The organism is Caballeronia jiangsuensis (assembly GCF_046030135.1).
Taxonomy (GTDB): domain Bacteria; phylum Pseudomonadota; class Gammaproteobacteria; order Burkholderiales; family Burkholderiaceae; genus Caballeronia; species Caballeronia jiangsuensis.
Genome location: NZ_JAQQDB010000048.1, coordinates 41,318 through 59,364, shown reverse-complemented (window position 1 = coordinate 59,364; position 18,047 = coordinate 41,318). Strand labels below are relative to the sequence as shown.

General features: G+C 65.7%; 16 protein-coding genes and 2 pseudogenes. 15 read left to right on the top strand and 3 right to left on the bottom strand.

Going from position 1 to position 18,047, the window contains the following annotated elements:
• The 8 genes from PQR08_RS33235 to PQR08_RS33200 form a co-directional block, all read left to right on the top strand.
• The coding region (locus tag PQR08_RS33235) for a hypothetical protein (protein WP_408163751.1) at window positions 1-216 on the top strand (216 nt) is incomplete at its 5' end.
• A 45-nt stretch (window positions 217-261) separates the two neighbouring features.
• Window positions 262-1,545, top strand: coding sequence for a hypothetical protein (locus tag PQR08_RS33230; protein ID WP_250484986.1), 1,284 nt, complete (start codon window positions 262-264; stop codon window positions 1,543-1,545).
• Between the two features lie 235 nt (window positions 1,546-1,780).
• Complete coding sequence (locus PQR08_RS33225; protein WP_250484987.1) at window positions 1,781-3,826, top strand: hypothetical protein; 2,046 nt, start codon at window positions 1,781-1,783, stop codon at window positions 3,824-3,826.
• A gap of 30 nt (window positions 3,827-3,856) precedes the next feature.
• Window positions 3,857-4,759, top strand: a complete 903-nt coding sequence (locus PQR08_RS33220; RefSeq protein ID WP_250484988.1) for a hypothetical protein — start codon at window positions 3,857-3,859, stop codon at window positions 4,757-4,759.
• A 15-nt stretch (window positions 4,760-4,774) separates the two neighbouring features.
• Entirely contained in the window at window positions 4,775-5,866 is a 1,092-nt protein-coding gene (locus tag PQR08_RS33215) for a hypothetical protein (protein ID WP_238287816.1), read from the top strand.
• Window positions 5,867-5,900: 34 nt separating this feature from the next.
• Window positions 5,901-6,707: a hypothetical protein gene (locus PQR08_RS33210; protein WP_408163748.1), complete on the top strand. Its 807-nt coding sequence runs from the start codon at window positions 5,901-5,903 to the stop codon at window positions 6,705-6,707.
• Between the two features lie 19 nt (window positions 6,708-6,726).
• Complete coding sequence (locus tag PQR08_RS33205; protein ID WP_238287819.1) at window positions 6,727-7,437, top strand: hypothetical protein; 711 nt, start codon at window positions 6,727-6,729, stop codon at window positions 7,435-7,437.
• Complete coding sequence (locus PQR08_RS33200; protein WP_250484990.1) at window positions 7,434-8,474, top strand: DUF4438 domain-containing protein; 1,041 nt, start codon at window positions 7,434-7,436, stop codon at window positions 8,472-8,474. The genes PQR08_RS33205 and PQR08_RS33200 overlap by 4 nt, the downstream gene beginning before the upstream one ends.
• A gap of 451 nt (window positions 8,475-8,925) precedes the next feature.
• Here PQR08_RS33200 and PQR08_RS33195 read toward each other — a convergent pair.
• Window positions 8,926-9,330 (bottom strand): annotated as a pseudogene (locus tag PQR08_RS33195) (tyrosine-type recombinase/integrase); the annotation flags it as partial.
• Window positions 9,331-9,500: 170 nt separating this feature from the next.
• On the opposite strand from PQR08_RS33195, the gene PQR08_RS33190 reads away from it, so the two are divergent.
• On the top strand, window positions 9,501-10,034 hold the full coding sequence (locus PQR08_RS33190) for a LysR substrate-binding domain-containing protein (protein ID WP_250484991.1): 534 nt from the start codon (window positions 9,501-9,503) through the stop codon (window positions 10,032-10,034).
• 364 nt (window positions 10,035-10,398) lie between these two features.
• Here PQR08_RS33190 and PQR08_RS33185 read toward each other — a convergent pair.
• Together PQR08_RS33185 and PQR08_RS33180 are read right to left on the bottom strand one after the other, a co-directional pair.
• A pseudogene (locus PQR08_RS33185) lies at window positions 10,399-10,740 on the bottom strand (low affinity iron permease family protein); the annotation flags it as partial.
• A gap of 30 nt (window positions 10,741-10,770) precedes the next feature.
• A complete protein-coding gene (locus tag PQR08_RS33180) occupies window positions 10,771-11,478 on the bottom strand; it encodes a TetR/AcrR family transcriptional regulator (protein WP_250484992.1) in 708 nt (235 codons plus the stop codon).
• A gap of 205 nt (window positions 11,479-11,683) precedes the next feature.
• Between PQR08_RS33180 and PQR08_RS33175 the strand changes: the two genes are divergently transcribed.
• The 6 genes from PQR08_RS33175 to PQR08_RS33150 are packed head-to-tail and all read left to right on the top strand — an operon-like array spanning window position 11,684 to window position 18,027.
• Window positions 11,684-12,952, top strand: a complete 1,269-nt coding sequence (locus PQR08_RS33175) for an alpha/beta fold hydrolase (RefSeq protein WP_250484993.1) — start codon at window positions 11,684-11,686, stop codon at window positions 12,950-12,952.
• A 36-nt stretch (window positions 12,953-12,988) separates the two neighbouring features.
• A complete protein-coding gene (locus PQR08_RS33170; protein WP_250484997.1) occupies window positions 12,989-13,861 on the top strand; it encodes a VOC family protein in 873 nt (290 codons plus the stop codon).
• 32 nt (window positions 13,862-13,893) lie between these two features.
• Entirely contained in the window at window positions 13,894-15,612 is a 1,719-nt protein-coding gene (locus tag PQR08_RS33165) for an AMP-binding protein (protein ID WP_250484994.1), read from the top strand.
• The gene (locus PQR08_RS33160; protein ID WP_238295642.1) at window positions 15,609-16,085 is read left to right on the top strand and encodes an acyl-CoA thioesterase; all 477 of its coding nucleotides are present in this window, start codon (window positions 15,609-15,611) and stop codon (window positions 16,083-16,085) included. Before PQR08_RS33165 ends, PQR08_RS33160 begins: the two co-directional genes overlap by 4 nt.
• Window positions 16,082-16,879, top strand: a complete 798-nt coding sequence (locus tag PQR08_RS33155) for a maleate cis-trans isomerase family protein (RefSeq protein ID WP_250484995.1) — start codon at window positions 16,082-16,084, stop codon at window positions 16,877-16,879. Before PQR08_RS33160 ends, PQR08_RS33155 begins: the two co-directional genes overlap by 4 nt.
• Window positions 16,876-18,027, top strand: a complete 1,152-nt coding sequence (locus tag PQR08_RS33150; RefSeq protein ID WP_250484996.1) for an FAD-dependent monooxygenase — start codon at window positions 16,876-16,878, stop codon at window positions 18,025-18,027. The genes PQR08_RS33155 and PQR08_RS33150 overlap by 4 nt, the downstream gene beginning before the upstream one ends.
• Window positions 18,028-18,047 lie beyond the last annotated feature (20 nt).

Genomic DNA, 18,047 nt, shown 5'->3' with positions numbered 1-18,047 from the left:
ACGCGCCGGCTGGCGCGTCCGCTCGTGACCGCGGCCCGGCGCGCGACGCCGCGCGGCCAGGGCGCGCGGGCCATCGCGCGCACGGTGGCTCCGGTCGCGCGACGCGTGGCGGCGACCAGCCCGCGTCGCGGCGGCGGCGCCTGCCCGCATTGCGGACAGCAACGGCGGCTGCGTCTGCGCGGGCCGGTGACCATCACGATCCGCGGACGCGGCTGAGCCGCATTCGCATGGCCCAATCTAACGAGCCTGACGGAGCCGCTCATGGACCTGCAACGATTCGTGCAAGCCAAGATCAACGGGCTGTCGGCTCGGCTGTCGCGGCTCGCGCGCGTCGACAACGCGTTCGTCGGGCTGCGGCCGCAGGACATGCCGTATGCGCCGTCGCGGCAGCACTTCCAGGCGGCAAACAGGCTGCTGTCGCAGGCGGAACATCGAATCCGCGGACGCTTCTCGAGGCTGCGCGAGCAAGGCGCGGCGCAGCGCGCGCCGGAGCGCGTGCTGATCGACATCGCGCTCGTCGAGCGCGAACTCGACCGCGCGCGGCGGCTCTTCGGGATGTTTTACGAAGTTTTCGCACAGCGCGGCACGAGCTACGGGCCGTCGCTCGCGGCGCACGACGTCATCGCGCAGGATTGCTATCAGGCGGTGCGGCGCGCGGCGCCACGCATCTTCGAGGCGCCGCTGCTCAAGCCGGTGTGCTACATGGAGCACGGCTATTCGCCCGCCACGATGCGCCGCGGCGTGCAGCTCGCGCGGCTGCTCGGCGAGGCGAATCCGTTTCCCCTGATCCGCATTCCGTGGGATCGCGATCAGCCGTGGCAGTCCGTGTTCCTGCATGAAGTCGCGCACAACCTGCAAGCCGATCTCGGCATCTGGCAGGAAAACCGCCAGGCCGTGCTGAGGCGCGTGATGGGCAGCGCGCGCGACCCGTTTCTCGCGAGCGTCTATGGGCGCTGGCACAAGGAAATTTTTGCGGATCTCGCGGCCATCCTCCTCGGCGGTCCCGCAGCGGCGTGGGGAATGGCAGATTTTCTCGCGCATCCGCAGCCCCGCACGCTGACCTACCGCCCGGGCGGCGCGCATCCGACCGCGTATCTGCGGGTGTACCTGCTCGCGGAAATGCTGCGGCGCATGGGCTTCGCCGGGGACGCGACGCGGCTCCTGCGCGTATGGCAAGGGCTCTACCGGCCTTCGCGCAATCACCGAATTCCCGCGCCGCTGATGGCGAGCGCGCCACGTCTGATACCCGCCGTGGTCGACGAGATTGCGTTCCAGACGCGGCGCAATCTGGCGCAGCGCGCGCTCGTGGACATCATCCCTTTCAGTCGGGAGGACGAAGCCGCGATCCGCGCGGGCGCCGATGCGCTCGCGCGCGAGCAGGATGCGCGTCTGCCGCCGCGGCACCTCGTGAGCGCGGCGCACTACGCGCTCGCGGAGGGACGGATCGCGCCGACGCGCCTCGCGCACTGCGTGACGCATCTGCTGACCGGGCATATGAGCCGCGCCGACGGGCGGCAGACGCAGCCGCTGCGGCTCGTCGCATGAAGGACCGCTGAACGACGCATCAAAGACGCAGAACAGGAGAACAGCATGTCACCCGACGTAGCGGAAAACGCACCGACAGGCGCGTCATGGAAAGGGCGGCGACGCCTCGAACGCGCGCGTCAGCTTGCGCGCTCACCCAGCCGCATGCATGCGCCGTCACGGCGCCGGGCCCGGTCAGGCCTGCTGACGACCGTGCCCATGTGCCCGGCCCTTATCTCACGCTGAGATTCTGATCATGTCGACCCCTCCGTTCTCCACCGGCCCCGCGACCGGCTCCTATGGCGGCGGCGCTGCCGGTCCGCTCTCCGGCCCCGATCCGGCCGCCCACGGACATCAACGCCTCGCGCTCGACAACCTGATTCGGCGCGAGTTGCGCGTGGGCAATCCGAACGATCCGCTGCAGATCGCGAGCGCGTTGCTCGATCGCTACAAGGGCGATCCGCGCGCGGCGGCGATCGCGCAGGAAGCGCGTGGCCTGCCGTTCCTGCGCATGCCGGTGCCGGCGAGCGCCGCACCCGCGCATCCGACCTCGAGCGCCGCCGAATGGCAGCAGGCCCTCAACGACATCGAATGCGATCTGCGCGCGCTATCCTCCGACGCGCTGCTCAAGGACGTGACGCCCGAGCTGCTTGGCTGGGCACAGGCGATCCGCTCGGCGCTGCGTGAAGGCTACGCGGCAGCCTGCGCCGCGCTCGATCCGCGCAATCGCGACAAGGCGTTCGCGATCCGGCGCCAGCTCAATGATTACGCGCGCGTGTCGCGGCTCGTGGGCGCGCTCACGGCCGGCATGACGCAAAACTACCGCAAGCTCGCGCAAAGTCTCGACGAAGCGGCCGCCGTGCTGCTCGTCGCGATGGGCGAGGCGCTCGCAAACGTCGGCTTCGGCGGCGGCCGCTATCTGCTGCAGGCACCCTACACCGAGCTGCAGACACGTCGCGACGCGGCGATCTACGCGCTGCGTAATCTCGTCGGCGCGACGCAGCAGGCCTATGGGCCGAATGACTGGCCACGCGGACTCGACGCCTATCGCACGCTGTATCAGCAACTGGAAGCGCAGGGGCAGGGCGATCTGCGCTCGCTGCTGGAGGAAAACGAGCTGTCGCGAACGATGGACGAACTCATCCAGCGCGCGGCGGACGGCAACATCGACGGACTGCGCGCCCTGGGCTCGACGGCGCAGATCGATCTCGCGCGCTTCCGGCGCTTCGTGTCGGTCGCGCATCAGTTGTCCAAGCCCGAGTCGCCGCCGCTTGCGGCGTTCCTCGAAGCGCTGATGCTGTTTGCGGAAGCGTTCGATCCGTCGGGCGGCATCCGCCTGCTGCGCATCGCGCGGCCGCCGATCCTGCTCTACGGTCTGTACGGCATGCAGCGTCTGCAACGCGCGGACGAGCGCATGCTGCTGCTGATCCAGAAGCGCGGCGTGCTCGCCGGGCAGCTCGACTGTTTCAACAACTGTGACTGCGGCGATGGCCAGGCGCTCTGCCAGATCATTCTCGACAAGGTGCTGTACGACGTCGACCGCGCGATCGATCTCTACGCGCTCGGTAATCAGGATCTCGGCGCGCCGGAATGTCGCGCGTCCGCGTACAGCTACGTGGTGGAGTCGGCGCTGATGCAGTGCTGCGAATTCGGCCCGAAGTTTCCCGACACCACGGTCAAGCTCAACTACGATGTCGGCACGCAGAACCCCGGCGCGTGCGACATCATCAAGCCGTCCGGCCAGCTGCCGGCCGACGAGGTGGTCGAATCGATTCAACTGAGTCTGCTGGACGTTCGCGGATTGCTGCGACCGGTGCCCAAGGATCCGCTCAACCGCTACTGGGATACGCTGCCGTCGAACTACGACAAGGTCTGCCGCGGCAAATGGCGTCATCAGGAGTTGTGTATCCAGCGCGATGCCGAGATGCGTCTGAAGAACCTCATCGGCACGATGGCGCCCGGCTGCGTGCCTGACGCCGCGCTGTTCGGCGATCCTGACGGCGTGCTGGAGCGGCTCATGCGCTGGGCGCTCAACCTGAGCAAGTTCAACCTCTATACGACGCTCGAGGTGCAGCAGCACCAGTTCATGATCAAAACGGTCGATGGCACGAGCATTTCGACACTCGTCGCGGACTACAACGACGCGCATTCGTCGGATCCCCATTTCGATCATATCTGCGACCTGCTCGACAAGCGCGCCGCGACGTGCGATCCGGTCACGATCAAGATTCCGCCGCACTTCGAAACGAGCCTGAATTCGGTCGCCGACGACGTGCCCGACGACGGCTCATCGCGCGACTAGCGCGGCCCGATATCTTGACTCGCGGAGAACATGATGGCACCCGACGATCTGGAAGTACCCGGGAAGGCGCTGCGCGAGCAGACGCTGCAACTGCTCGAAAACCAGGGGCGCACGCGGCTGCACAAGGCGTTGCGCACGAACGCGGCGGCCAATGGCCTCGCGGCGCTCTCGCTCATCCATTTCGATCAACGGCTTCAGAGCATCGAGGAAGACGTTAGGCAGATGCGCGACCGGATCGCGCCGCCGTACCCGCAGGAACAGTCGACTTTTCGGCACGCACCCGACGCGCCCGCGCCCGAGGCTCCGATGAGACGGCTCGACATCGGCGGGGCGCCGCCGGTGAAGGCGCCTGTGAGTTTCGCCGCGATCGCCTGCGCCACCGACCTGGTGCGGCAACTGGAGCCAACCATCGACGAGCTGGCGCTCAAGGGCTCATTCGACGAGCGCTACAGCGAACCCGTTTTCGCGGCGAGTCTCGCGAGCATCTGGCTGCTGTGCGCGCTGCCGGCCGACATGGGCGCCGTCGAATATTCGAGGCATGTCGAGGACGTACAGCGGCTGCGCATCGCGCTCGCGCTCATCGTCGACGACGCAGCGTCGATCCCGATTCCCGAGCCGCTCGCGTTCGGCGACGCGATAACGCAGGAGCATCTGGACGCGCTCGGCACCGCCTGCATGACGCTGCTCGCCCGCTATGCCGCCGCGCGAACCGGCGCACAGGTTGCGCCGGAGATGAGCGAGGCGGACGACGCGGAAGCGGAGCTGGGGGCGCTGGACGCGCTGGAGGGTGCGGACGACACGGAGCCCACGCCCGATGAGCCCGCCCGGCGCATGGCGTCGGCCCGGGCCGCGGCGCCACGGCCTGCCGCGAAGAAAGTCGCGGTGAAGAAGACCGCGGCCAAAAAGGCCGCACACGGATCATCCGGGTCTTAACCGAGGAGCAGGAACATGAGCTTCCAAACGACTGAGACCATCCAGCGGCTTTGGGAAACCTTCTTGCGCGATCAGCTGGCGAGCCTTCCGCCCGACCAGCGCCGCAACTACGAGCAGCAGTTCGAGGAACGCTTCGGCGAACTGCTGCAGAAGGCCGCGAACGGCACGGGCCGCGATGGCTTCCTCGACATGATCGGCTTCGGTGACAAGGGGCCTGTCGAGTTCGACAACGTCTCGTATCCGTACATCCAGCCGGATTTCGACGATGCCGTCGTGCCGAGCCAGCTGCACGCCGCCGCCGAGCTGTACTACATCTATCAGCACGAGCGCATGAAGATTTTCCAGGTCGTCGACGTGCTGCTGCACCTCTTTCGGCTCGGCAAGATGCGCATCCAGCGCGGCCCCGGCGCGCACGGCCTCTATTTGCTGCAGAAGTGGACGCCGCTGCGCTACTCGTTCAACGACCGCATGATCGCGTATCGCCGTGCGTTCAACTACGGCACCGCGCAGGCGCCGGCGGGCGCGGTGGTCAACCGCAATTTCCACCGGCAGCTCGTCGGCTTCATGGTGGCGCTCGGGCAGTACTTCCGCGACCTGCTGATCGGCGAGGTCATCCGCGGCGGGCAACTGATCGAACAAAGACCGTTCGGCAGCGTCGCGACGGTGCAGCGCATCGGTCTCGATCTGCGCTATGCGCTGGACCGTTCGACGTACGGCAATATCTTCGCGCTCGCGATGGAAACCGGCCACTACCTGAAGACCGTGCTGCAGCTGCTCGATGCGCCCGACATCAAGAAGGCTTTCGACGCCAACACGAAGTGGGACGTCGTCGAGATCGTGTCGAACCGGCATCTGGGCGGTGTCGCGGAGCCGTCGCAGCGCGCAAAAATGGCGGAGAGCGGAAGGCGCATCCTGCAGTTCATCGCCGATAACGACTTCAAGACGGCCGTCGATCCGATCCTGTTCCAGAGCGTCGTGCGTCCGATGGGCGCGCATGCGGAAGCGTGGCTCGCCGCGTACCGCATGACACCCGAAGGACGAGGCTTCCCCGGCGTCACGCCCGCGCTGAAGAGCGTGCTCGGCGTGCCGCAGCCGGCGAGCGTCTGAGCGCGGCGTCGGGCCTGACACAGGTTGACATGCCATGCAATCCGACGATCTGTTCGTGCAAGTGCATCGCCGCAAGCTGTGCTGCGTGCTCGACCCCGCGCTGGTGCTCGGCACGCGCCTCGGATTCGAGTTCGCGCTGCGCGTGGCGGCGGTGCTCGAGCCGTGGCTCACGCGCAGCTTCTGGCAGGTCATCGACGCAAGCGAACTGCTGATGCCGCAGCTCGTTGGCGCGGACAGCGCGAACGACCCCCGCGAATTCGACGCCTGGGACGCAAACGACGATCTGACGCGGCCGCTGCCCGCCGCGCTGGAGGCGTGGATCGGATTGCGCGAGCGCACCGATGCGGGCTCGTGGCCGTTTCGTTGGGTCGGCGACAACCTCGCGGAATCGCAATTGCAGGCAAGCGCCGACGCAGGTGTGGTGACGCGCTACGAGACGCTCGCCGAATCGCTCGGCGCGCGCGTCGAGCGATTCGGCGATGCGCCGGGCGGCTGGGACCAGACCGACGCGAGCCTCGATGCGCTCGCGTTGTCGGCCGCGCTGGACAGTGCCGTCGTGCTGATGGCGGCGGCGGGCGGCGCGCCGCCCCGGCCGGTGCAGGCGCTCGCGCGCATCGGACGGCCGGCGCAGCTGCTCGATCCGATGCCCGCATCGCATGCGGCGTCGCTGTTCGGCGCGGAGCGCGAGTTGTTGCGCAGCGCCCTCGCGGCGGCGGGGCTCGCGGGCCTCGTGCAGGACTTGCCGCCGCTCGCCGCGCTGCATGTGAATGTCGCTCGGCCGAACGACGGCGCGGGCGGCAATCCTTGGGATCGCGCTCAGGCGTGGTGGTACTTCCTTTGAGCGTTTGCGGAGCGGGAACATGGATGCGCCACTGACTCTGTTCGTCGACGAGATGCTCTCCGACACGCTCGAGACCCGGCTGCGCGAGCAGGACTTCGATCCTGCGCGCGAAATCAACGAATGCGGGCAGGCGTGGATCGACCGGAGTCAGATCAAGGCCTGCAGGGCGTATGACCAGGCGCGGAAGGACCGCGCTCCCGGCAAGACCCTGGGCCGTCTGCGCGGCCGATGCTGGGAGCGGAAGTTCGTGCGCGACCTGTGCGTGGGGCGCTACGTCGCCGATGCCAGCGGACAATTGGTTCGCCGGCAGGTTCCGGCGGGCACCCGTGCCTTGCCCGGCATCGACGTGCGCAATCAGGTGCGCGTGCAGCGGTACGACCGGCGCAGCTCGGTCGCCGACGTGATTCTGAATCCGCACGGGCGCGCCATCGCCTATGAGTACAAGTCGGTCTATGCCCCGCACTACGTCAACGGAGGTCAGCTCAACCGCGACCTGTTGCGCGAGCTCATAGCGGGCCATGTGAGGCAGGTCCGGCGGCAAATCAGACTTACGCGGGCGCGTGGCGCCGTGAACTATCTGCCGCGCAGCGTGCGTCTCGTCTATCGCCTCGACGGACTCGGCCGGGTGCCGCCTGCCGTGCGCGCGCAGATGCGCGCGTTCATCATCCGCACCGCGGAGGCCGCGAACATTCCCGCACAGATGCTGTCCTTCAGCGGAGACGGACCATGAACCAGTTGCCCGTCCGCCAGGACGGCGTGCGCGGCCCGCGCATCAACGACGGCGAACTCGTCGCGGTATCGGTCGCGGGGCAGATCGCGCATCCGGTGGGCCGCGAGTCTCCGTATCGTATCGGCTACGACGGCGTGCCGCGCGTGCTGCCCGGCACCGGCGGCATTGCGCTGAACAAGCGCATCGGTGATCTGTGCGTGGGACTCGCGGGCGATCATATCGAGCCGGGCGTCGCGCTGCACAACAACAGCCGCGAAGTGATCGGCCCGCGCGATGGACCGAACAACGCGCTTCTGACCTATGCGTGCGTCGGCAATGTCGCGAAGGTGACGAGCGGGCCATGCACCGGCAAGACCGGCATGGTGACAGGCAAGCACGGCGGTGTGAATCACGTGCTGATCGATTTTCCGGCCGATGTGCTGATGACGCTACAGATCGGCGATCGCATGCAGATCGTCTCACATGGGCTCGGCATGCGCCTGACCGATCATCCGCACGTCGACGTGCTCAACTGCTCTCCGCGCCTGCTGCGGCGATGGGGCGTCGTCGAGCAGGATGGCCGGCTGCTCGTGCCCGTCACGCATCTCGTACCGGCGCGAATCATGGGTTCGGGTCTCGGCAAGAACACGGCGTGGCGCGGCGATTACGACATCCAGCTCGCCGATGCCCGGTTGCGCGCGCGTTATCGTCTGGGCAGCCTGCGCTTCGGCGACATGGTCGCGATCATCGATTCCGATACGCGTCGCGGTCCGCTCTATCGGGGCGCGTACGTGACCATCGGCGTCATCGTGCATGGCGACAGCACCGTGGCGGGCCATGGTCCCGGCGTCACCGCACTCTTGACCGGCCCGGCCAGCGCGCTGCGGCCGTTCAGGCAGGCGCAGGCCAATCTGGCGAATATCTTCGGCATCCGCCGCGCGGTGCCGCCGCAAGAGCGCCGCACGTTGTCCGAGCGGGACCGCCGGAAGCGGTGCGTGCTGCGTGATCCGCCACCGCGCCTCGCATTCGACGCAGGGCGCGCATCGATGGACGAATGACACGCCCGGCGCGAGGAACGATCGATGGAGACCAAGACCCGGCCCCACGCGTGCACGAAACGCGGCGATGACTAAGGCAATCGTTGTCAGTTCTAGGTGGCCCGCAGGGTACGCGAGCAGCATGCGATGAGCGACGGCGTGGATACGGTTGGCGCCATCGTGAAAAGTCGTCAGCATCTTGGCCTCTTCAGCATCTTGGCCTCGTCCGCCTCGGTCGGCAGCCAGAAAAACCCTCCAGCGCGGCGCGCACGATCATGCATTCGACCGCGCCGGGCTTTCCCGCCAGGACGAACGTCGCGTCGCGTCGGTTAGTCGAAATCTGTGCTTCAAGGTCGAGTGCTTCCATGGCGAGTTCATCTTGTTGCGCGGTCAAGCGATTTTGGCGTGGCGTCGCACGATTTGGGAAACGTGCCGCTCGATGCGTAGGACACCGTCGTGCTTCCAAGGTCGGTCACCAGTCGATGCGATGCTTCTCGTCGGTTTCCCGATGGCGTCGGTCGTCATCGACATGGAGGTAAAGGCTTGTCGTGGTCAATGATGCGTGTCCAAGGTTGTCGCGCACGAGTCGCAAATCGACCTGCTGATCCGCCATATGGGAGCCCGCGCTGTGCCGCAGCCAGTGAGCGGAGGCCTTTTCCAGCAGGTCAGCGTATGCGGCAGAGGACCGGTCGTGCTCGCGAAGTCTCGCCTCTGCGCCTGCAAGCACAGCTTTGACGATCGCGTGCAGGGCGGCGCTAGACAAAGGCGAACAGGTTTCGGTGCCGTGGTTGGCTGCGGTGGCGCCGATCGGCAAGACGAGCGGCGTGTCTTCATTCGGGAAGGGAAGCGCGCTTAAGCCAAGATGTTGCCGATCCCGGCGGCTCATGCGTCACTTCAGGAACAGTTGAAGTCGCTGCGCACAGCGGCGCGGCCCTCTACGCGACGCGTGCCCAACGCCGAAGCCAGGCCACCGGCCAGGCGAGCGGCCCGCAAGACAGCAGCAGGCAAAACGGTGAGGGCGAAAAGTCGCCCGTAGATAATGACCGGATGGCGCCGGCGAGTGGCACAGTCGCTCATGCAGCGCCGCGAACTCGATATGGTTGTGTGTCGCCTCGAATCGGTGGTGCTGACCGCAGGCTATACGTCACGGAGCTTTATAGCGATGAGATTCTGGTTGTCGCGCCGAACAATCATCCATTGCACCGGCACAGTCACGTCACATGGCGCGACGCGGCCGCCTGGCCGTGGATCATGCCGTCAATGGACTCGCCCATGCGAACTGCTCTCGAAGTCGAATTCGCGACTGCGGGCGTCGCTGCGCCGCACGTGTTGATGGAGTCGACGTCGCATCTGACCGACTGCGCCGTGGCGCGGCGCGTGCCGTGCCTGTTCGTCTCGACTCGCTTGCGGCGCGGCGAAACGGATTTGAACGGCGAACTGCGGCAACTACCGCTGAAGGTGTCGACCGCGGTGCAGCGCATCGGTGCGTTGACGGCTGAGCCTCAAAGTACGGCGGTGTCCATGGTGCTGGCCGCGCTGCAGGCGGCCAGCGGGGATCCGGTGTCCGCACAGGAGAAATGACAGGCTCGTAGCGCAACCCGCCGCGACCATAGTGGATGTCGCCAAGGGGCGCCGGCGGCGAGTTGCCGGTGTCGGCCGTTCTCTGTTGTTCGTCGGCCCGGCGACAAAGTTCATCCAGGCGTTCGCTACGCTCATCTAACGGCTGACGGTTGTACTTCATCCAGAGGCGTTTGGCATACCGAGTTTCGAACGACCGAGGTGGGTCGAGTGCGGGAGCAGGCGCGGTGGTCGCATCCACTGGCGGCGCTCGTACTGCGAACTTCGGCAACCGGCCACTTTCGGTCATTCGCTCGCCGTCTAGAAAAGCGCCAGCCAAGGTGTTGACGCGCGCAAGCAAATGGGCACCGCAGTCGGACAGCGTTTGCTAGCCACGTAGCGTCGCGGCCCCCGGTTTGGCATCGCGATTCTCATCGCCTCGCCGCTCGTCATCATTGCCATGGTGGTTGTCGACGAACGGCGAACCGGTGTCGCTGTCGCCCGAGCGCAACGCGGTCCGCGCTTCTTCGGCCAATTTTTCATAGTGTTTTCGGAAACGACTCAGATCTTTTTCCTCGAGTTCTTCGAGATCGAGCAGCGCGTTATGCGCACCTTCCATTGCGCGGATCGGCTCGTCGAGCTTGATCTGCATCGCGGCCGTGTCACGGTTCTGCGTGTTCTGGATCAGGAAGACCATCAGGAACGTGACGATCGTGGTCCACGTGTCGCTTAGAACTCGATGCGCTCTTTCGTTGAAGAATCAGCGACGCTCGGGGATGCTCCCGTCCGACGAGAGACGCCGTTCCAGCATGTCGATATCGTCGCGCAGCAACTGAATCACTGCGGCGGTGCTCGGCTCCCGCAACTGTCTTTCGTTTTCCATTTGCACAGCGTGCAGGGCCATATCGGCGATCTGCTCCGCGACCTGCTCGAGCGAGCGCGGACCGGAAGGCGAATACCACCACGCACTCCAGTTGCACATACCGATGATCGAGAAGGCCGCCACCTTCGCATCCAGCGCGCGAAACTGCCCTTGCTCGATGCCGAATTCGATTGCGTGCTGAAACTGCTCGAGCACCGCTCGGCGCGCCAGCTCCGCCAGTTCGCGTTGCTTTGGCGGCAGGTTGCCTTCGTTTCTCTCCACGACCCGAAACTGTAGCGGATGCGTGAGGATCAATTGCGCATGACGCAATACCAGATGCCGCAGCATGCCTGCCGGATGCTGCATGTGTTCGGGCACCGCCTCTGACGCCAGTTGTCCCGCCGCACGCGTAACCGTCTCCGTGAGCACTTCGAGAATCGCTTCCTTACTCTTGAAATAGTAGTAGAGCGCGGGCCGGCTCACGCCGATCGCATCGGCGATGTCGTTGAAGCTCGTGCCGTCGAAGCCTCGTTCGATGAAAAGGCGCGTCGCCACTTCAAGGATGTTTTCGCGCAAGGCGTCGCTCTTGGTCTGGGTTCGGGTCATACGGCGTTTTTCGACGAATCTGTCAGAAAGAACATCACGATACCTCATTCGGCCGTCGCGCCGTGAGCCTGCCGCTCTTGATGGCAAAGGCACGCGTGGCAAACCGCGCCGCTCCATGAATTGACGAATACGTAAAAACCATAATCAAAAATCGACGACAACGTAAAATAATTCGACTAAGATGTAAAAAAAGGAGATGACCTCGATGAATCGATCTGAACAAGTACGCGTTGGCGGCGCGACCGCAGGATTTCTCAACACCGACTGGAATCCGCGTGATCTGCCGGCGGGCGCCAGCACGCGCAATGTCGTGCTGCGCACGCAGGACGGTGCCGCGACGAGTGGCTCGCTGTATTCGAGCGGTGCAGCAGATACGGTCGTCTGCATCATGCATCCGCGCGAATTCATGGCCTGCCATTACCTGATCCCGGATATCGTCGGCGCGGGCTACGCAGCGTGGACGCAAGCGCCGCGCTCGGTGGGCAACGACATGTGCCTCGAACATGAGTTCGCACTTTACGACGTCGCGGCCGGCATGCGCTTTCTGCGCGAAGCGGGCTTCAGGCGCGTCGTGCTGCTCGGCAATTCGGGGGGCAGCGGGCTCTACGCGCTCTATGTGCAGCAGTCGAATCTGGAGCCGGTGCAGCGCATCGAACGCACGCCGGGCGGACGGCCAACGAAGCTCGCGTCGCTCGACATGCCGCCCGTGGATGGCGTGATATTCGTCGCCCCGCATCCGGGACAGGGCGCGTTGCTGCAAGGCTGCATCGATCCTTCGGTCACGGACGAGAACGATGCGCTCAGCGTCGACGATGCGCTCGATCCGTTCGCGAGGTCCAACGGGTTCGACGCGCCGCCTCGTCCCTCCCACTACGACGCAGCCTTCGTTACACGCTATCGCGCGGCGCAAATCGCGCGCGTGGAACGGCTCGACGCCATCGCGCGCAATCTGATCGACGAGCGCCTCGACGCCCGCGCGCGCGTCAAGTCCGCCGGGGAGGCAGCCGATGCCCGCTCGCGCCGCGTGGCCGCGCATACGCCGCTGATGACCATCTGGCGCACCGATGCCGATCTGCGCTGCTTCGACCTGTCGCTCGATCCGTCGGATCGCCGCTACGGGTCGCTGTGGGGCGCGGACCCGTTCGCATCGAACTACGGCTCGGTCGGCTTTGCCCGATGCTGCTCGCCAGAAGCGTGGCTGTCGACGTGGTCGGGTGTGTCGTCGAACGCGCTGCTGTCGAAGACAGCGCCCGCGATCACGCAACCCTCGCTCGTCGTCGAATACACCGGCGATCAGGCGTGCTTCCCGAGTGTCGTTGCGGACATCTACGCGAGCCTCGGTTCGTCGGCGAAATCGCATCGCCGGGTACGTGGCGATCACCACGGCCGGGCGCTTGCCGAAGGCGAGGAGGCGGGCCGCTATATCGCCGGGCGCATCGTGCGCGACTGGCTGCGCGAAACCTTTCCCCAATGAGATCCGCTTGATCAGATACGGAGTACCGATATGAAGATGAGCGACATGCCCGCCGAAGATCAGGCCCTGCGCCTGCGCGGCGTAGATCACACGGCGCGTCCGACCTGGAGGCTCAAGGAGACCGTCGAGTTTTATCGCGACGTGCTCGGCCTGCCTTTGATCCATACGATTTCCGCGCGTGGATGGGGGCCCGCCACGCACCCGGATTTCCTGCACTTCTTTTTCGATAGCGGCAACGGCAGCACGATCGCGTTTTTCTACTACCTCGGAAGTCGCGAACCCGACACGCTGGATGGAAGGGCGACGCATCCGCCGCGCCCCGACGATCATGTCTTCGATGCCACGCACACGGCCTGGCTGGTCGACACGCAAGAGGAACTGCAAGCGTGGAAGTCACGGCTCGCGTCACGCGGGGTGGAGGTGTCGGTGGAGACGGCCCACGAGGTGATCGAGTCGATCTACTTTCGCGACCCGAACGGCTATTTCATCGAGATCACGCGCAAGCTGCGCGCTTTGGAGCCGCTCGATTCGCACGACGCCGCCGCGACCCTCGAAGCGGCAATCGAACTGGAGACGCGCGAGCGAGGCCTGACTTGCATCGATGACGTCTGGGCGCGCAAGGCGGCACGCATCGGCGAGCGTCGCGAGACCGACACCGGGCACTTGCAGATCTTCGTGCTGAATGTGCCGGAGTTCGCGTCGCTCATCGAAGCGGCGCGCAAGCTGGCTGGCTGCCGTGTCGAAGAGCGGGGCGATTACACGGAAATCAGCGCCGCCGAGCCGGTCTCGTTCGAGCGCCGCGCCCTGGGGCTGAAGCCCGCCGTCTGGTACGGGCTCTTCACCGGCGGACTGAACGGACGCATCGAGCGCTATGACCGCGATGTCGTGCGCATCGCGCCGCGCGGATGAAACGGTACATGGACATGCAGGAGACAGAACACATGAGAGGCATTTTTCACCCGATCGAAGGCGTGATCTATGGTCCGCGCGAGCTTGCGCAAAGCTATTTCGCATCGGGCGCATGGATCGACACGACCCTCGGCGACGCGCTGCGCGCCACGGCCGCGCGTGTGCCCGAGCGGCCCGCCTACATCTCGGACGAAGCGACCATCACGTTCGCGGAACTCGACGAGCGCAGCGAGCGGCTCGCCGCGGCACTGCTCGAAACCGGCCTGCGCCCCGGGGATCGCGCGATCTTCCAGATGGGCACGACGGTCGACACGGCCGTCGCGCTGATGGGCGCATACAAGGCGGGCATCGTGCCCGTGTGCGCGGTGCCGCAGTATCGTGAAGTCGAAATCGGCCAGCTTGCGGCGCAGTCGGAACCGCGCGGCTACTTCGTGCAGGCGGATTTCTCTGCATTCGATCTCGTCGGCTTCGCGCGGCAGATGTTCGGGCGGATCGCATCGCTGGAACATCTCATCGTTGCGCGCGCCAGGGAGACGGAGGTCGGCGCGCGCCATCGCACGATCGACGCGCTCATCGACGCGATGCCGCTATCCCGCGCGCGCGCCGTGCTCGGCGACATCCGCATCGGCAGCGAGGACGTGCTGAGCTTCCAGCTTTCCGGCGGCACGACCGGCGTGCCGAAGATCATTCCGCGTTTTCATGCCGAGTACATCGGTCACGCGCTTGCCTGGATGCGTCACATCGGCATGAGCGAGGCGAGCCGCATGATCTGGTCGCTGCCGTTGCTGCACAACGCAGGTCAGTTGTATGCGTTCGTCTCGACGGTGGCGGCCGGCACGACGACCGTGCTGATGCCGCGCGTGGACATCGCCCGGATGCTGGAGCTGATCGAAACGCATCGCGTGACACACGGGCTTTCCATCGGCCCCGTCGCGCCGCAGATGATCGCGTATCGGGAGACGGCGCGGCACGATCTGTCGTCGTTGCAACTGTTCGGCACGTTGAGCCGCGCCGATTCGCTAGAAGCGCATCTCGGCGTGCCGTGCTTCAACCTGTACGGCACGACGGAAGGGCTGCTGATGGGTGCGGGACCGGCACATGCCGCTCAGTTGCGGCATTTCACACAAGGCCTGTCGGGTTGCCCGGCGGACGAGATCCGCGTGCTCGTGCCCGGCACGGACGAACCCGCGACGGAGGGCGAGGCAGGCGAGTTGTGCTTTCGCGGACCATCGAGTCTACGCGGCTACTTCCGCGCGCCCGAGGCGACCGCGCAGACGCTGACGCCCGACGGCTTCGTGCGCACCGGCGACATGGTGACGCAAAGGCTGATCGACGGCGTGCGCTGCTTCGCATTCGAAGGGCGGCTGCGCGACAACATCAATCGCGGCGGCGAGAAGATCGGCTGTGAGGAAGTCGAGGCGTACGTGAGCCACCATCCGGCGGTCGCGGATGCGAAGCTTGTCGCCATGCCCGATGCGCTGTACGGCGAGAAGGCCTGCGTCTATCTGATCCTGCGCGCGGGCCATATTGCGCCGACGGTGCGGCAGCTTGCCGATTTCCTCGTCGCTCAGGGGCTTGCCAAGTTCAAGTGTCCCGAACGCATCGAGATCGTCGACGAGTTTCCGGTGACGCGCGTGGGCAAGGTCGACAAGACGGCCCTGCGCCGCGACGTCGCCGCGCGGATGGCGCAAGAGCAGCCCGCACACGCCTCGGATGCCGCTGCGCCGGGCATCGCGAAGGAGGGCGCATGACCGGCACCGAATACGTCGCGCTCACGCGGCCGTTCGTCGTGCGCCGTCGCGTTCGCTGGGGCGAGTGCGATCCGGCGGGCGTCGTCTACACCGCTTCGTTTTCCGATTACGTCATCTCGTTCGCGGAGCTCTTCTACGGCTTTCTACTCGATGGCGCGCCGCAGGCGGTGAAGAACCATCACGGTTTCGGCACACCCACGCGCGCGCTCGAATTCGACTTTCGCCGCTCGCTCAGACCCGACGAGACCTTCGACGCGACGGTGGAAGTCGAATCGATCCGCACTCGCACGTTCACGCTTGTTATCACCGCGCGCATGACCGATGGCGAGATCGCCTTCATTGCGCGCCTCACACCGGTATGCATTCGCCGCGACGCGCGCGAATCGATCGAGATGCCCGTCGTGTTGCGCGACGCGCTGGAACAGTATCGGGCGCGCTGCGCCGAACACCCTGACGCAGGAGAAACCGAATGACGCAGGCAACATCCCGCACGTATCGGATCGGCCAGATCGTGCCGAGCTCGAATACGACGATGGAGACCGAGGTTCCCGCGATGCTGCGCGCGCGCGAAAGCATCTTGCCGGAGCGCTTCACGTTCCACTCGAGCCGCATGCGCATGCATCGCGTGGTCAAGGAAGAGCTGGAGGCGATGAATCGCGAGGGTCTGCGCTGCGCGGCCGAACTCGCCGATGCGCGCGTCGATGTGATGAGCACCGCGTGCCTCGTCGCCATCATGGCGATGGGGCCGGGCTATCACCGGCAGGTCGAGCAGGACCTGCGGCGCATCGCACGCGAGAACCACTGCGAGGCGCCCGTGATGACGTCGGCGGGTGCGCTCGTCGCCGGTCTCAAGACAATGGGCGCGCGCAAGATCGCGCTCATGGCGCCGTACATGAAGCCGCTGACGGCCGCCGTCGTCGCCTATATCGAGGAAGAAGGCATCGAAGTACTAGATGCACTGTCGTTCGAGATTCCAGACAACCTCGAAGTCGGTCGCCGCGATCCGCTGCAACTGCTCGACGATGTCCGACGGCTCCATATCGCGAATGCCGATGCGGTCGTGCTGTCCGCCTGCGTGCAGATGCCGTCGCTCGCCGCGATCCAGATCGCGCAGGACCGGCTCGGCGTGCCGGTCACGTCCACCGCCGTCTGCACGGTGCGGCAGATGCTCGATCATCTCGGCCTCGCGCCGATCGTTCCGGATGCCGGGGCGCTGCTTGGCGAGTCCGCGCGTCATTTCACGGAAATGCTGAGGAAAACATCATGAAGATCGCGGTGATTGGCGGCGGCCCCGCCGGGCTGTATTTCTCGATGCTGATGAAGCAGCGTCATCCCGGCGACGAAATCGTCGTTCACGAACGCAACGAGGCGGGCGCGACTTACGGCTGGGGCGTGGTGTTCTCCGACGTCGCGCTGAGCTTTCTGAAGGAAGCCGACGAAGCGTTCTTTCGCAGGTTCACGGCGCATCACGAGCGCTGCGACTATATGGAGATCGTGCATCGCGGCGTGCCGGTGCGTCTGTCGAATAACCATTTTTCGCGCACATCGCGCATCGATTTGCTGAACGTGTTGCAGCAGGCGTGCCGCGATACGGGCGTGGACGTGCGCTACGGCAGTTGCATGAACGATCCGGCCGCACTGGAAGATTACGACGTCGTCGTCGCCGCGGACGGCGTGAACAGCGAAGTGCGCGCGCGGCTTGCCGAACATTTCCAGCCGAGCTTCGACGAGCGGCGCAACAAGTTCGCGTGGTACGGCACGACGCGTCTGTTTCATCCGGTGTCGCTGATCTTCCGCGACACGCCGCATGGCGTGTTCATCGCGCATGCCTACCAGTACAGCAAGACGCATTCGACTTTTCTCGTCGAGGTCGATCCGCAGACGTGGCGGCGTTGCGGGCTGGATACGGCCACCGAGGATGAGAGTCGCGCGTTCTGCGAGCAAGTCTTCGCGGAGGATCTGCAAGGCGAGGCGCTGTTGACGAACCGCTCGCAATGGTTTCAGGCCAAAGTAGTCAGCAATGGGCGCTGGTCGCACGGCAATGTGGTACTGCTCGGCGACGCACTGCGCAGCGTGCATTTCTCGCTCGGCTCGGGCACGCGCATGGCGATGCAGGACGCCATCGCGCTGTGCGAAGCGCTGTCGGTTCATCGCGATGACGTTCCCGCTGCCTTCGCTGCTTTCGAGGCGAGCCGGAAGGACGCGTCGAATCGCTTTCAGGACGCGGCGCGCAAGAGTCTCGACTGGTACGAGTCCGTCGATACCCGCATGAACCTCGATCCCGTCAGCTTCGCCTACGACTACATGCGACGCACCGGGCGGGTCAGTCACGAAGACCTTCGCGAGCGCGATCCCGCGTTCATCGAGCAGGTGGAAGCCATCGCCGCCGGCAAAGCGCAAACCGCGCACGTCTGAGCATCACGTCAAGGAGACTT